Source organism: Holophagales bacterium (assembly GCA_016719485.1).
GTDB lineage: Bacteria > Acidobacteriota > Thermoanaerobaculia > UBA5066 > UBA5066 > UBA5066.
Window position 1 is genome coordinate 56,768 of sequence record JADJZB010000006.1, and the last position, 13,652, is coordinate 70,419.

Below are 13,652 nucleotides of genomic sequence, written 5' to 3' on the forward strand. Positions count from 1 at the left end.
GCCCGTTCGGGACGGCCGTCGCGTGAGCGAGCTCAGCCGAGGAGCAGCCGGACGAGGTGGTAGTAGACGGGCGCCGACAGGAGGAGCGAGTCGACCCGGTCGAGCATCCCGCCGTGCCCGGGCAGGAGCGCGCTCCAGTCCTTGAGGCCCAGGTCTCTCTTCACGGACGAGAGGAGGAGGCCGCCCGCAACCCCGAGGAGGTAGACCACCAGTGCGAGCGCCGCACCCTGGCGCCAGGTGAAGGGAGTCGAGCCGTGGAGCAGCACGCCGAGGCCGACGGCGAAGAGAAGCCCTCCTGCGAAACCTTCCCACGTCTTGGACGGAGAGCGGGCGGAGAGCGGGTGCCGGCCCAGGAGGCGGCCGGAGACGTACTGGGCCACGTCGCTCGACTGGACCACAAGAAGCAGGAAGCCGGCGAGGAGCGGGCCCGAGGCGGGAGCGGCCTGCGGCCGGAGGTACCAGAGCGCGGCGACGTGGGGAAGGCCCCAGAGAGTGCCCAGCAGCGCGAGGTGAAAGTGCAAAGCGCGCCGTCTCGCGTCGCCCGGCGGCGAGGATGCCCACGCCGCCAGGACGAGGCCGAGGCCGGCGAGTCCGATGACCGGCGAGACGAGCCAGTAGCCGGAATACGGCACGAGCGCGAACAAGAGAGGCAGTGCCCCGTAGAAAAGGACGGACATCGAGGTGTAATCCCGGACACTCGAGATTCCCCGCCTCGAGAGGAGTTCCCGGAGACCTTGCGCGGCAACCACGGCGAAAAGGAAGAGGGCGCCGGGCGGTCCCGCGAAGTAGGCCGCAGCGAGGACGCCGAGGATCCAGGCCCAGCCGACGGCCCGGTCCACGAGGTTGCGGCCCGTGGCGTTCCCGGGCCCGAGCCGTCGGCGGATCAGGAGCACGACGGCGGTGCCGAGCGCCAGCGCGCCGGCGACCCACGTCCAGAGGCGCCAGACCTCGGTCAGGCCCGGCCTCCGGACGGGGACGAGGGTCGGAGGGCCAGGAGAGCTGCCCGGGCGCGTTCGAGGAAGTCCTCCTGGCTCTCTCCCGCAGCCGTCGCGAGGAGGGGACCGAAGAAGGCGCGGCAAAGAAGGGGTATCGGTAGGTACGCCCCTTTCGGCAGGCCCCGTCCCGGGTTCTCCAGCCAGACCGGCTGTATCTCGGCCCACGGGCACCGCCTGACGATGTGGTAGAGGCCGGGCCGGAACGGGAGAAGGCCGTTCCCGAGGTTCCGGGTCCCCTCCGGGAAGAGGAGCAGCGAGTCGCCGTTTCGAAGGGCGGCCTCCATGCGCTCCACCGCGTCCCCCGGCCCCCCGTTCGTCTGGCGTTCGACCAGGACCGCGTGGAAGACCCGTTTGGCGAGGTATCGCCGGACGGGGCCTGCCGTCCAGTAGTCGGCGGCGGCGACGGGTCGGAGCCTGGGTCTCTCCCGCGCTGGAATCGAGGACCAGACGAGCGCCGAGTCGGCGTGGCTGGCGTGGTTCACGTAGAAGACGCGCGGGCGGGCCGGGTCCCAGGGCACGCTCCAGGCGGTCTCCAGCGAGGTCATCGCCTTGCAGAACCCGGCCAGCGCGTGACCGCAGAGGCGGTCGAGGAGTGGGGGGCGGATCCCGGGAATCGATCCTTCAGGAAAGGGAGGACTCAAGAAGTCTCCCCGATCCCGAGGAGAGCGAGCTGGGAGGGCTTCGCGCGGGCCTGCGGCCGAGCCTCGCGGGCTCTCTCCCAGGCCGCAGCCGGCTCGATCCCGCTCCGCGCCAGGACCGCGCTGGCCACGAGGACGCTCCGCTGGAGGCCCATGGCGCAGTGGATCAGAACGGGTCCTGCCGACCAGGCTGCCGAGGCTGCCGCGACGGCCCGATCCCACTCGTCGGGCGACGGAGTGGCGAGGTCGAGGAGCGGGGCTCGGACCCGGACGACTCCTTCGCCCGGACCGGGAGCCAGGATCTCCGGGGCGAGGTTCACCACGGTCTTCACGCCCAGTTCCGCCGCCTCGCGTGCGCGGGGTGCGCGTCCGACCGAGAGCCCCGGAGCGAGCTCGGCGAAGGCGGGAAGGCCCCGCGTCTGCAGCCGTGCGGAAAGGGTTGCCGCGAGCCGCACGGGGAGCATGAGGGCGCGCCAGTGCCACGGCGCTTCCGTCGGGCCGAAGACCCCCGGCCCGAAGCCGAGGTATCCGGCCGCCACCAGCGTCAGGGCGAGCCCGGGCCAGGCCAGGAGCCACCCGAAGCCTCCCTGCCACGCCGCGATGACGAAGGCGGCGAGGCCCCCGAGCAGGTAGGAGAGGCCGATGACGGACTCTCGCCGGTCGGGCCTCAGGATCCGGAGCCGCAGCGGTATCGCGCAGAGGCAGACGACGCCGGCCGCGACGCCGGTCACCACGTCCACCGCGTGGTGCTGCCAGGTGGTGAGGACCGAGAGGCCGACGAGGAGACTCCAGCCGTGAACCGCCCACCGCCACGGTCCGTGGACCTTCCCCGCGTAGAAGGTCCAGAGAACGAGGAGCAGCGAGACGTGCAGCGACGGGGCCTGGTTGAACGGCAGGTCGAAGGACGAGAGCAGGGCGAAGAGGGCCCCGGGCAGGCCGTCCGCGGCCGGCCTCTCGAAGCTGAAACGGAGCGGAAAGGCGAGAAAGCCGGCCAGGGAGACGACTGAGGCAAGGACGAGGCGCGCGACGTGGACGCGGAGCTCGCGCCGGGTCGCGCACAGGAGGACGGACGCGGCGTAGGCGAGGTCGATGCTCCAGTACGGGACGATGGTCCAGGGCAGGAACGGGATGTGGCGCTCCCAGGCCCAGACCACGATTCCCACGTCCGTCCGGGTCGCCGTGAAGGCGTTGGCCCAGCCGTAGGTCCCGAAGAAGAAGACCCCGAGGAACGCGAGCCACAGTGCGGCCTCTACCCGGGGGCGGCGTTCGGCTCCCGTCATGCGGCGCGCCGGGCGAGGGAGACGGTGAAGAGGCCCGCCTCGTCGACCCGCTGGTCCGCCTTCTCGAAGCCGGCTTCCTCCACCAGCTGGTCCATCTCCCGCTGCGAGCGGCAGCGCATCACCCACGGTGCGCCGCCCCGGTGGCTCGTCAGGAGGCGCGCGATCATCTCGAGCTGGGGATGCCACGGCTGGTTCGTGTAGACGAGCCACCCGCCTGGCGCCATCGCGGCGGCGAGGCCGGAGAGGCTCCGGCGCACCCCGTCGTTTTCGGGGAACAGCTCGAAGAGGCCCGAGACGACGGCCACGTCGGGGCGCGGCCTCACGTCGGCGAGAGAGTCGGGGTCAAAAGCGTCGCCCTGCTCGAACCTCACGCGGCCGTCGAGCCCTCGTTCGCGGATCCGCGCGCTTCCTTCCCGGACGTTCTCGGGAAGCAGGTCCCGGAGGAGCGCCGTCGCCTCGGGCACGCTCTCGAGGACGTCCAGCAGGTATCGCCCGTGTCCCGCGGCCGGGTCGAGGAGGTGCGGCGCCCGGCCCGTGGCCGCCACCCGCTCGCACGCGAGGCGGATCAGCTCGCCGAGCTGGCGCCTCCTCACCCGGACGCCGCGCCACCCGGGAGCGTCGAGGTAGACGCGGTCCACGAGCCGCCCCACGCCGATCCGCCCGGCGGCCTCGTCACCGTAGACGTGGTCGAGGCTCGCGCCCGAGTCGAAGCCGGTCCGGCAGCCGAGGTCGATCCCGTGCGACAGGCGGCCCAGCGTCCGGAGCCCGACGCGCTGCGCGTTCCAGAGGAAGCCCATCGGGGAAAGCGACGGCAGGGGGCGCGACAGCCGGCGCCAGGTCTCGAAGGAGGGCCCCGACCGGTCCTCCGCGGTCCGGTCAGGGTCCTCGAGCGGCGCCTGGAAGATCCGGTCGAGGAAGCCCCGCAAAGGGGTCAGGGCACGGGAGCGTTCCTTCTCGCCCAGCGTGTCGTGAAAGAAGTCCCGCAGGACGATGCATTCCTTCGTCGCCGCGCCGAGCCGCTCGAAGAAGCGGAGCTGCGGCGCGCGGCGCACGACCCAGTCCTTGCCGGAGACGAGGAGCAGCGTCGGGGTGCGGATCGCCTGGGCGTCTGCCACGAGCCGGTCGCCCGCCTCGAGGAGGCCGAGGAGGATGTCCCCCGAGATGACGCGGGAGACGAGCGGGTCCGTTTCGTACGAGGCGACCCGCTCCGGGTCGTGCGTGAGGACGTTCCCTTTGACGTAGGACGTCACGGCGAAGTTGCCCCTGAGGCGCCGCAGGAGCGAGAGCCCCGGTCGTGCGAACGGGACGTAGAGCTTCACCGAGAAGGCCGGCGTCGCCAGGACGAGGCCGCGGATGCGGGGGGCGTAGTCGTGCACCCACGCGGCCGCGAGGACGGCGCCGACGCTCTGGGCCACGAGGGCGACGTCCTCTCGCCCGTGCGCGTGCCGGGCGCAGAGGTGGTCGACGAAGGTCCCCACGTCGCGGATCGAGGTGCCGAAGCTCGGGCTGTGTCCCCGCTCGCCGGGCGACAGGCCGTGCCCGCGCGCGTCCCAGGCGTAGACGTCCACGCCGGGGAGCTCGAGCTCGTCCACGAGGTGCTGCAGGCGGCCCGAGTGCTCGTGACCGCGGTGAAGGAGCACGAGGGCGGGCCGGGCGGGCCAGCCCTCGGGGGCCGATCCGCGCGCGGGCCAGTGCCGGTAGACAAGCTCGACGCCGTCGTGGGTGGGAAAGGTCAGGAGCGCGGCGTCCCGCGTCACGGACCACCCCACGGAGCAATGTCATGCATGAAAGCGAGGCATTGTAGCGTCCGATCGCCGGACGCCGCCGGCTTCCTTGACGGTCCCCCCTCGCCGCTCGAAAATCCGGCTGCTGCCCACGACACGAAAGGATGTCCTCATGAGCTACACGGACCTCGTCCAGATGTACTTCGAGCGGTCCAACGGCCTGCAGTGGCTCTGGACGCTCTACGTCGTCATCGCCGGCGGCCTCCTGGCCTTCTCGTCGATGCGCAAGCAGCGGGACGTCGCCACCACGTCGCTCATCACCGTCCTGTTCTGCATCTTCGCGTACAAGAACCTCGGCGGCCTGAAGGACATCACGATGCAGCGGTTCGCGGTCCTCGACGCGTTGAAGGCCGTTGCCGCCGACTCCGGAGCGAGCGGCGCCGCGCGGCTCATCGAGCCCACCCTGGTTCCACCCCCCTGGGAAGAGGGGCGGAACACCCACGTCGTCAGCGACGTCCTCCTCGTCGCGGCCCTCTGGGCCATGGAGCTGCGGAGGAAGAGGCAGTCCATGGAGACCTCGTCGTAGGACCGGCGCCCAGCCCTTGGCGGCGTCGTAGGGAGACCTCGAGCGCACCGAGCCTGCGGCGCCCGCCGGTCAGGGAGGGCAGGGGACCCTGGGTGGAGGTGCTGCCGGCAGAGGGCTGCGCTCCTGTGGCGGCCCTGTCTCGAGTCCCGCTGCGCCGATCAGCGGCCGACGAGCTTCTGCAGGTGTTCCGGGTAGCGGGCGCCGTGCAGCGTGACCTTCGCGGAGACTTCGTCGATCTCGCGGAGATCCTCCGGGGAGAGGGTCAGCCCGGCCGCGCCGAGGTTCTCGCCGAGCCGGTGGAGCTTCGTCGTGCCCGGGATCGGGACGATCCACGGCTTCTGCGCGAGGAGCCAAGCGAGGGCGATTTGCGCGGGCGTCGCCCCCTTCGCTTCAGCGATCCGCCGCAGCATCTCGACGAACGCGAGGTTCGCCTTGCGCGCTTCGGGCGCGAACCGGGGAACGACGTTGCGAAAGTCGGTCTTGTCGGAAGTCGTCTTCTCGTCGATCGCGCCCGTGAGGAGGCCTTTCCCGAGCGGGCTGAAGGGGACGAATCCGATCCCCAGCTCCTCGAGCGTCGGAATCACCTCCGCCTCGGGCTCTCTCCACCAGAGGGAGTACTCGCTCTGGAGCGCGGTGACGCGCTGGACGGCGTGAGCGCGGCGGATCGTCGCTGGAGCGAGCGGACTGGTCGCGCTCGTGGCGGCCCAGGCGCGGGCGTCGTACGAGGTCGATTCGACCTTCGAGGTGCCGGCGGGCTTGGTGTTCGTCGCTTCGGTCATTTCGGGTCGCCTCCCGGCGTCGACAAGGTAGGGCGTCCGGGCCGGTCGGTCATTAGCAAAACGCGCCAATGTGGTGGCGGAACGCGCCAGGAGGCCGATACCTGCAGCCGATTCGGCTGTCATGCGGCAACCCCGAGACGTTCGCCAGGGTCACTTCATCCCTGCTCGCAGCCGTGATGTCACTTCAGGTTCGTGCCGAAGAACACTGTGATCTTGTCGAACGGAATCACGTCCATCCGGTCGTAGAGATCAGTGTGGCTGGCGTCCGGGATGATCATGAGCTCCTTCGGCTCCGCCGCAGCCGCGTAGGCGGTTTCGCTGAAATAGCGCGAGTGGGCCTTTTCGCCGTGGATGAACAGAACCGGGCGCGGCGAAATCTCCGCGATGTAGGTCAAGAGCGGCATGTTCATGAACGACAGCGGGGTCGTGAGCGTCCACGAGCCGTGCGAGTTCACCGCCCGCGGATGGAAGCCCCGCGGCGTCCTGTAGTAGTCGTGATAGTCCACCAGGAACTGCGCTTCGCCGCCTTTCAGCTCGTTGGAGACCGGGCCATACGCCGGAGCTCCCTTTTCCGCATCCTGCCAACGCTGCCGGCCCAGCTGCTCCAGTGCTTGCGTGCGCTGTTCGAGGGTCACACTGTCGTTGTAGCCCCTGGACATGACGCGCGTCATGTCGTACATGGTGCTGACCACGACCGCCTTCACGCGCTTGTCCACGGCGGCTGCATTCAATGCCATGCCACCCCAGCCGCAAATGCCGATGATGCCAATGCGCCCGCGGTCCACATTGGGTTGCAGGCCGAGAAAGTCCACGGCGGCACTGAAATCCTCCGTGTTGATGTCTGGTGAGGCCACATTCCGCGGTTCACCACCACTTTCCCCCGTGTAGGACGGATCGAAAGCCAGCGTGACGAATCCGCGTTCCGCCATGGTCTGCGCATAAAGGCCCGACGACTGTTCCTTGACCGCGCCGAAGGGGCCACCAACGGCAATCGCTGCAAGCTTGCCGCTGGTACTTTTCGGCTGGTACAGGTCAGCCGATAGGGTGATGCCGTAGCGGGTCTTGAAAGTGACTCTCTGATGGTCCACCTTCTCGTTTCTTGAAAAGGTCTTGTCCCACGTTGCGACTCGTGGCATGGCGGCCTCCTTGTTCGCGGCGTGGAGTGCCTGCCCCGAACCCGACTGGCAGGCCGCCAGCACTGTTGTGAAAGCGAGAGCCACGCTCAAAGCAAATCTGCCGCTCGGCAAGCTTCCTGGCGAAGCGTCCATCTGCGCGGCTTCTGGAATGGGTCGGTTCATGGTCGGCTCCTTCTGTTCGATGCTCGGGTTCGACTCATCTCAGCCTTCGGCGGACCGGCGACCTGCCGGTCTCCTCCTCGACGGGTTCGATCGTCACTCTCAGCGGCCCGGGGCGGTTCAGAACCTCGAGGCCGGAGTCGATTCGTCCCAGCTTGATCAGCCCGGCCGAATGGCGGAAGTCCTCGTAGAAGATGGCCAGATTCCCCCAGGGCGAGTAGTAGGTGAGATCCCCCACGACGGGATCGATGCCCGGGGGAGCACCTTCCGTGCTCAGCCTCCTGGGCAGATCGCTGATCTTCTCCGTGGCGGCATAGTCCGTGAGCGTCAGCTCGAGCGGGAGCTGGGAGGCGAAGTCCCGGGCCGTGTCGTTGTCGGCGAGGGTGGCCGCGATCGACCCGCCTTCGATGCTCATGCGGATCCTCACGGTCGTCGCGGGGCGTCAGGCCTTTGCCGACGCCAGGTCGATGACGAAGCGGTACCGCACGTCCTTCCGGACGACGCGATCGAAGGCCTGGCTGACCTGGTCGGGGCGGACGAGCTCGACGTCGGCCTTGATACCGCGGGCGGCGCAGTAGTCGATGACCTCCTGCGTCTCGGCGATCCCGCCGATCATCGATCCGGCGATGCTCTTGCGCGCGTACACGAGCTGGATCCCGCTGACACCCTGGATCTGCTCCATGGCCCCGACGTTGACGAGCGTGGCGTCGGCCTTGAGGAGGTCGACGAACGGCTGCATCGGGTAGGCCTTCGGCACGGTGGAGATGAGGAGGTCGAAGGTGTTCGCGAGCCGCTTCATCGCCGCCGCGTCGCTCCAGAGGACGGCCTGCCGGGCGCCCAGCCGCTCGGCGTCCCCCAGCTTGCCGGGGGTGGTGGTGAAAACGGTGACCTCGGCGTTGCGCGCGGCCGCGAGCTTCACCGCCATGTGACCCAGCCCGCCGAGCCCGATCACCCCCACGCGCTGCCCGCCGCCGAGCCTCCAGTGCTGCATCGGGGAGAAGGTGGTGATCCCGGCGCAGAGGAGCGGGGCCGTCGCCGCAAGGTCCGCGCCGGGCGGGATCCGGATGACGAAGTGCTCGGTGACGACGATCCTGTCGGAGTAGCCGCCGTAGGTGACCGGCGCAGCGCCGTGCGCGTCGGGCGAGTTGTAGGTGAAGGTGGCCGACCGGGCGCAGTTCTGCTCGCGGTCGGCGCGGCAGCCGTCGCACGTGCGGCAGGAATCGACGAGGCATCCGACGCCGCCGATGTCGCCCACCTTGAACTTCGTGACCTTCTTCCCGACGGCGCCGACCCGGCCGATGACCTCGTGGCCGGGGACGCACGGGTAGACCGTCGGCCCCCATTCGTGCCACTCGTCGCGCGCCTGGTGGATGTCGGAGTGACAGATGCCGCAATAGAGGACGTCGAGAAGCACGTCGTGCGGCCCGAGGGCGCGCCGGGCGATCTGCAGAGGCGCGATGGGGCTCGTGGCGCTCGTCGCACCCCAGGCCCGCGCGGAGGCGGGCCGATCGCCGGTGGGCGCTCCCGGCTGCGCAGCATCCAGCTTGCCGGCCACGCTTCCGACGAGGGGCGCCGCGACCAGGGCCGCACCCGCCTTCAGGACCTCGCGCCGGTCGTAGGCGCCGGCGCCCGCCTCATGGCTCGAATCTCCGCATCGATCGCACATCTGAAGCTCCTTTCTGCTTTCCACGGGAAAAGGATAGGAACGTCGCGAGCGGTCGACAAGACGGCAAAGGCGGCATAGGCTGGTGAAGTGAGTGCACCAATAGCCCGTGACGAGCTCGCGGTCCTCGCCGCCTTCGCGGTGGTGGCCGAGGAGCTCAGCTTCACGAAGGCGGCCCACCGGCTCGGTCTCAGCCGGTCGGCCGTGAGCCACGCGATTCGGTCCCTCGAGGAGCGACTGGGCCTGAGACTCCTCGCCCGGACGACGCGCACGGTCGCGCCCACGGAGGCGGGCGAGCGTTTGCTGGCGCACGTGCGCCCCGCGCTCGAAGAGATCGAGGCCGCGCTCGCCGAGGCCGGCCGGCTGCGTGCGAGGCGGGCCGGCGTCGTCCGGCTGGTCGCGCCGCCGATGGCGATCGCGATGGCCCTCTGGCCGAAGGTCGCGAAGTTCGTTCGAGACAACCCCGAGGTGGTCCTCGACATCACGACCGAAGGAGAGAACCGCCCCGACCTCGTCGCAGGGCGTTTCGACGCCGGCATCCACCTCGGGGAGTTCGTCCAGAGGGACATGGTCGCCGTCCGGATCAGCGGGGAGCAGCGCGCGGCCGTCGTCGGCGCGCCGGCGTACTTCGACTCGCATCCCCGGCCGAAGACGCCGCGCGACCTGACGGCGCACAGCTGCATCTCCCACCGCCTGGGGGTCAGCGGCCCCGTCTACCGGTGGGAGTTCGAGAAGCGCGGCCGGCCCGTCGTCGTCTCCGTTTCAGGACCTCTCGTCGTCACCGACCCCGTGTTCACCCTGCGCGCCGCGCTCGACGGCCTGGGACTGGCCTACCTGCTCGAGGAGGACGCCGCCGACCTCCTCGGGCGGGGCGACCTCGTGCGCGTGCTCGAGGACTGGTGTCCGCCGTTCGACGGTTACTTCCTCTACTACCCGAGCCGGCGCCATCAGCCTCCGGCCCTTCAGGCGCTCGTCGAGGCGCTCCGCGTCTGACCGGGACGGCCGACGTCTCGACCTGCCGCTTCGTCAGCGCGCCCGTCGTTCGTCGGAGAATGGAACGGGATCGCGGACCACCCGCTCCTTCGCCCGGAGGACGAGCACGGTGCCGCCGAGGACGAGGAGCATGCCGGCGACGGGCGCCGCCGACCAGCGGTATCCCTCGAACGCGGTGGACGCCAGCATCGCGATCAGCGGAATCACGGCGGCGGTGTAGCCGGACCGCCCCGCGCCGATCCGCTTGAGGAGCGTGAGGAAGGCCATGAAGGCGACGACCGACCCGAAGAGCGCGAGGTAGGCGAGGGAGAGGACGTATCCAGGCCTCGCGTCAAACGCGAAGGGGATACCGGTCACCGCGCACCAGGCCAATACCGAGAGGGAGGCGTAGCCCATCGCGAACGCGATCGACGGGGCGACGGCCAGGCCGGTTGCGAAGAGCCGCTGCGAGTAGAGGTTCCCGGCCGAGGCGAAGAAGGTCGCGACGAGGGCGAGCCAGAGTCCGCCCGCCTGACCGGCGCCCCCACGGAGGCTCGTCACCTCCGGCCAGAAGAGGAGCGCGACGCCTGCCACGCCGATCACTGCGCCGAGGGCGACGGCCGGCGGCGTCGGCGTTCCGAAGAAGAGCCGGGCGCCGATCAGGTTCCAGAAGACGAGGAAGGAGAAGACGACCGCCACGAGTCCGGAGGCGAGGTGCTGCTCGGCGCGGTAGACGAGGACGTAGTTCAGCCCGAAGAGGAGGAACCCGAGGAGCGCGAGGCGGGCGTGGTCGCGCGCCGTGAACCGGAGCGAGACGCCGCGCAGGAGGCACCACCCGACGAGGAGGAGAGAGGCGAGGGCGAACCGCCACGCCACGGAGACCTCGGGAGCCACGACGCCAAGCTGGAACTTGATGGCGAGCCAGGTCGTTCCCCAGATGAACGAGGCGAGGAAGAAGAGGAAGACGTTGGACGAGGCGTCTGGCTTCGCCGGCGTCGCGGAGGGGTGGTCCATCCGTCGATTCTGCACCGCGCGGCGGTGGGGAACCGCGAGCAACGTTACGCCCGAGGACGCGATCTATCCGCCGCTGGATCGTCGCGGACGTTTCGTTCGAATGCGTCTCGCCAGGCGACCGAGACGGTCATCGTGGGTGGCGCGGCGCGACGAAGGGCTTTCGCGCCGAGGAGCTCGGCGACGGCGGGGGAGGGCTCGCGCGAGAGGCGGAGCCGGACGAGAGACGCCGGGTCGAGGCGCGAGAGCGCGGCACGGAGGCGAGCCTCGAACGACGCGGCGTCGTCGTCCGGGTCGAGCTCGAGGTCGACCATCGGCCGGACCGGGAGCTCGCGAAACTCCCAGGTCGCGGTACCGCCACGGCCATCTCGTTCGAGCTCGAGGAGAAGCGTTCCCTTCGGCTCGTTCCGCTCGGCGAAGGAGGTCCGGTCCGTCGACCCGGCGAAGAGGACGGGCGAGGCGAGAGGGCGCGCTGCGAGGTCGTGGGTGAGGACCTGCGCGCGGTGGATGTGCCCGGAGAGGACGGCCGCAAAGCCCGCCGGGACGTCCCGGCCGCGAACGACGTCGGCCCCGTTGCGAAAGGTGAATCCGACCGGCCCGACCTTTGCCCCTTCGACGGCCTGGTGGAAGCAGAGGAGGCGGACGTCGGCCACGGCGTCCGCGTGCCCCGTAGCCGCGAGGAGTGCGGGAAAGCTCGTCCGCACGTCGGGAGCGAAAGGGAAACCGGAGAGCGCGAGGTCGAGGCCGTCCCGCCGGACGACGAACGTCCTGGGGCGGTCGAAGGCGCGGATCCGCGGATGCGTCAGGAGCAGGCCGCGCGGCACTCCGGACCGCTCGTGGTTCCCGGGGACCCAGAAGACGTCCAACCCGAGATCGGCGAGCTGGGCGAGCCGCGAGAAGACTCTCTCCGCGAGCCAGGCCGGAATCCGGCTCCGGTAGAAGAGGTCGCCGCCGTGGACGACGATGCCGGCCTCGCCGCTCAATGCCGGTGCGAGCGCCCGCTCGAAGCTCTCGAAGAGGTCGTCGCCGCGGCGGCGCCTTTCGACACGGGGCCGCGACGGAAGGTCGAGGCCGAGGTGCGTGTCGGAGAGGAAAAGGACCCGGACCGGCATCGCGCCCGAGGCTACAGGACCCGCCTCGCCCGCGGGGCAGCGCGGGTCCGGATCAGCCCTGGATTCTCTCGCGGGGAGGGTGCTTCTGCCCCGGCAGGAGCCCCTGTGCGAAGGCGACCGGCTCCACGCGGCGAAGGCCTCTCGCCTGGGAGGGCGTGACGAGAGGCCGGACGGCGTGGAGGCCGATCCACTCGCTGACGCCCCAGATGTCCTCCTCGCTGCGCTCCCAGTTCCGCCCGTCCACGCGCGAGAGGTCGATCGGGCGCGAGATCGCGCGGAGGGTCTTCTCCGCGTCGTCGTTGTAATAGCTCTCGAAGTAGCTCATCGCGAGCTCGCGAGGCGTGCGGTAGACCGGGTCGCGGAAGCGCAGGCCGACGAACTTCGATTTGCCGACGGCCCCCCACGCGCCGCCGTCCTTCTTCTCCCGGAAGAGCGCGAGGAGGTGGTGCTCGTCGCGGACCGCGGCGAGGAGGAGTACGAGCGGCCGCCGCCCCTGGAACCGGAAAACGGCGGCCGCGAAGACGGCCGCCTCGAAGCACTGGGCCGTCTGGTCCCGCAGGACGCGGCGCGGCGATCGGCACGTCTCGCCGCCGTCCTCCCTGTTGTAGGGAAGCTCATCGACGAAGCGCTGGACGTCCTCGGGGCGGCGGAGCGTCCGGAGGACGTCCCGCTCCTCCACGCTCCACGTGCGATGTCGGCTGCTCATGCCCGCGCAGGTTACCGTGGACGCAGGCAACCGCCGGCCTCGACCTGCCGGCGTGGAAGCGGAGCCAGGCGCCCGATGAGCCCGGGGAGTCACCGCTACGCCGGGCTCACCCCTGCCGCCGCACCATCTCGTTGATCCAGATCGGGGCGAAGGGTGAGGTACAGCCCTTGGAGACCGGATAGTCGCGGTAGATTCCCAGGGTTTCGCCGATCGCGATGGCGCGTTTGCGGAGCGCGGGAAAGTGAATCCCTATCGCCGCCAGGGTGGCGTTCATCGTCCACTGGACTTCCGAAGCGGCGCCTCCCATCTCGGACTCGATGCGCGCCAGGAGGGCCGGCACGTCGAGCCCTTCCGGACTCCTGGCGATGCGTCCGGCGGTCAGTCCCCATCCGGCGCGGGCGGCCCAGGGATCGTCGTCGGCCATCCACGCCTGGCGCAAGGCCTCCTTCTCGGGATGCTCCTTGAGGACATAGGAGCTGAGCCAGTCTGCCAGCTGCGCGAACCCGACGGACCGCACCATCCGATCCATCTCGCCGCCAGACAGCTTCCGTGGCTCGATCACGAGGGTGGCCAGGAGCCGGGCGTCGATGTTTCCCGTCTCCCAGAGCGCGAGGGCCAGCGCGTGATCGGTCTTGATCGCGGCGGCGAGCTTTCGGATATCACCGAGCAGAACGCCGAACTGACTCTCGCCGGCGCCCCTCTTCCTGTTCTGCGCTCGCATCTTTTCGCTGCCGAGCGCCTCGAGCTTGCCGAGCGCTTCGTCGAGGGTCATGGTCGCTGGCCCATGCACGCCGCGGGTGGATCGACGAGCGCGATGGAAGCCGTCCCTCCGGCGGGGATCGACGCCAGCGGATCGAGCGCGCCGACGGCGCTGGCTGCGAAGACGTCGTT

14 protein-coding genes are annotated in these 13,652 nt (G+C 70.2%); 2 read left to right on the top strand and 12 right to left on the bottom strand.

Annotation, left to right across the window (positions count from 1 at the left end; genetic code table 11):
- Positions 1-32: 32 nt before the first annotated feature.
- From IPN03_05480 to IPN03_05495, 4 genes are all read right to left on the bottom strand, one after another.
- Complete coding sequence (locus tag IPN03_05480) at positions 33-893, bottom strand: phosphatidate cytidylyltransferase (protein ID MBK9373176.1); 861 nt, start codon at positions 891-893, stop codon at positions 33-35.
- Between the two features lie 59 nt (positions 894-952).
- Positions 953-1,540 carry a 1-acyl-sn-glycerol-3-phosphate acyltransferase gene (locus tag IPN03_05485; protein ID MBK9373177.1) on the bottom strand — a complete coding sequence of 196 codons (588 nt, stop codon included), beginning with the start codon at positions 1,538-1,540 and terminating at the stop codon, positions 953-955.
- Positions 1,541-1,632: 92 nt separating this feature from the next.
- The gene (locus IPN03_05490) at positions 1,633-2,913 is read right to left on the bottom strand and encodes a serine/threonine protein phosphatase (GenBank protein ID MBK9373178.1); all 1,281 of its coding nucleotides are present in this window, start codon (positions 2,911-2,913) and stop codon (positions 1,633-1,635) included.
- On the bottom strand, positions 2,910-4,670 hold the full coding sequence (locus tag IPN03_05495) for a bifunctional alpha/beta hydrolase/class I SAM-dependent methyltransferase (GenBank protein MBK9373179.1): 1,761 nt from the start codon (positions 4,668-4,670) through the stop codon (positions 2,910-2,912). The genes IPN03_05490 and IPN03_05495 overlap by 4 nt, the downstream gene beginning before the upstream one ends.
- Positions 4,671-4,809: 139 nt before the next feature.
- Here IPN03_05495 and IPN03_05500 point away from each other — a divergent pair, with 139 nt between their 5' ends.
- Positions 4,810-5,223, top strand: a complete 414-nt coding sequence (locus IPN03_05500) for a hypothetical protein (GenBank protein MBK9373180.1) — start codon at positions 4,810-4,812, stop codon at positions 5,221-5,223.
- Between the two features lie 158 nt (positions 5,224-5,381).
- Here the strand turns inward: IPN03_05500 and IPN03_05505 are convergent, their stop codons facing one another.
- The 4 genes from IPN03_05505 to IPN03_05520 form a co-directional block, all read right to left on the bottom strand.
- Positions 5,382-6,125 carry an aldo/keto reductase gene (locus tag IPN03_05505; GenBank protein MBK9373181.1) on the bottom strand — a complete coding sequence of 248 codons (744 nt, stop codon included), beginning with the start codon at positions 6,123-6,125 and terminating at the stop codon, positions 5,382-5,384.
- 56 nt (positions 6,126-6,181) lie between these two features.
- Positions 6,182-7,270, bottom strand: a complete 1,089-nt coding sequence (locus IPN03_05510; GenBank protein ID MBK9373182.1) for an alpha/beta hydrolase — start codon at positions 7,268-7,270, stop codon at positions 6,182-6,184.
- Between the two features lie 64 nt (positions 7,271-7,334).
- Positions 7,335-7,712, bottom strand: coding sequence for a hypothetical protein (locus IPN03_05515; protein ID MBK9373183.1), 378 nt, complete (start codon positions 7,710-7,712; stop codon positions 7,335-7,337).
- A 27-nt stretch (positions 7,713-7,739) separates the two neighbouring features.
- On the bottom strand, positions 7,740-8,963 hold the full coding sequence (locus IPN03_05520; protein ID MBK9373184.1) for an NAD(P)-dependent alcohol dehydrogenase: 1,224 nt from the start codon (positions 8,961-8,963) through the stop codon (positions 7,740-7,742).
- 99 nt (positions 8,964-9,062) lie between these two features.
- Here IPN03_05520 and IPN03_05525 point away from each other — a divergent pair, with 99 nt between their 5' ends.
- Positions 9,063-9,953, top strand: a complete 891-nt coding sequence (locus IPN03_05525; protein MBK9373185.1) for a LysR family transcriptional regulator — start codon at positions 9,063-9,065, stop codon at positions 9,951-9,953.
- 33 nt (positions 9,954-9,986) lie between these two features.
- Here IPN03_05525 and IPN03_05530 read toward each other — a convergent pair whose 3' ends face one another.
- From IPN03_05530 to IPN03_05545, 4 genes are all read right to left on the bottom strand, one after another.
- Positions 9,987-10,946 (bottom strand): EamA family transporter, encoded by a 960-nt coding sequence (locus IPN03_05530; GenBank protein MBK9373186.1) that lies wholly within the window; start codon positions 10,944-10,946, stop codon positions 9,987-9,989.
- 44 nt (positions 10,947-10,990) lie between these two features.
- Complete coding sequence (locus tag IPN03_05535; protein ID MBK9373187.1) at positions 10,991-12,055, bottom strand: metallophosphoesterase; 1,065 nt, start codon at positions 12,053-12,055, stop codon at positions 10,991-10,993.
- 52 nt (positions 12,056-12,107) lie between these two features.
- Positions 12,108-12,761, bottom strand: a complete 654-nt coding sequence (locus tag IPN03_05540) for a hypothetical protein (protein MBK9373188.1) — start codon at positions 12,759-12,761, stop codon at positions 12,108-12,110.
- A 106-nt stretch (positions 12,762-12,867) separates the two neighbouring features.
- Positions 12,868-13,533 (bottom strand): DNA alkylation repair protein, encoded by a 666-nt coding sequence (locus IPN03_05545; GenBank protein ID MBK9373189.1) that lies wholly within the window; start codon positions 13,531-13,533, stop codon positions 12,868-12,870.
- Positions 13,534-13,652: the final 119 nt, after the last annotated feature.

Bases quoted from the DNA above. Each gene is read 5' to 3' on its own strand.
- IPN03_05490 (MBK9373178.1), bottom strand. From the start codon at position 2,913: ATGACGGGAGCCGAACGCCGCCCCCGGGTAGAGGCCGCACTGTGGCTC.
- IPN03_05505 (MBK9373181.1), bottom strand. From the start codon at position 6,125: ATGACAGCCGAATCGGCTGCAGGTATCGGCCTCCTGGCGCGTTCCGCC.
- IPN03_05515 (MBK9373183.1), bottom strand. From the start codon at position 7,712: ATGAGCATCGAAGGCGGGTCGATCGCGGCCACCCTCGCCGACAACGAC.
- IPN03_05520 (MBK9373184.1), bottom strand. From the start codon at position 8,963: ATGTGCGATCGATGCGGAGATTCGAGCCATGAGGCGGGCGCCGGCGCC.
- IPN03_05535 (MBK9373187.1), bottom strand. From the start codon at position 12,055: ATGCCGGTCCGGGTCCTTTTCCTCTCCGACACGCACCTCGGCCTCGAC.
- IPN03_05500 (MBK9373180.1), top strand. From the start codon at position 4,810: ATGAGCTACACGGACCTCGTCCAGATGTACTTCGAGCGGTCCAACGGC.
- IPN03_05545 (MBK9373189.1), bottom strand. From the start codon at position 13,533: ATGACCCTCGACGAAGCGCTCGGCAAGCTCGAGGCGCTCGGCAGCGAA.
- IPN03_05530 (MBK9373186.1), bottom strand. From the start codon at position 10,946: ATGGACCACCCCTCCGCGACGCCGGCGAAGCCAGACGCCTCGTCCAAC.
- IPN03_05510 (MBK9373182.1), bottom strand. From the start codon at position 7,270: ATGGACGCTTCGCCAGGAAGCTTGCCGAGCGGCAGATTTGCTTTGAGC.
- IPN03_05485 (MBK9373177.1), bottom strand. From the start codon at position 1,540: ATGACCTCGCTGGAGACCGCCTGGAGCGTGCCCTGGGACCCGGCCCGC.
- IPN03_05540 (MBK9373188.1), bottom strand. From the start codon at position 12,761: ATGAGCAGCCGACATCGCACGTGGAGCGTGGAGGAGCGGGACGTCCTC.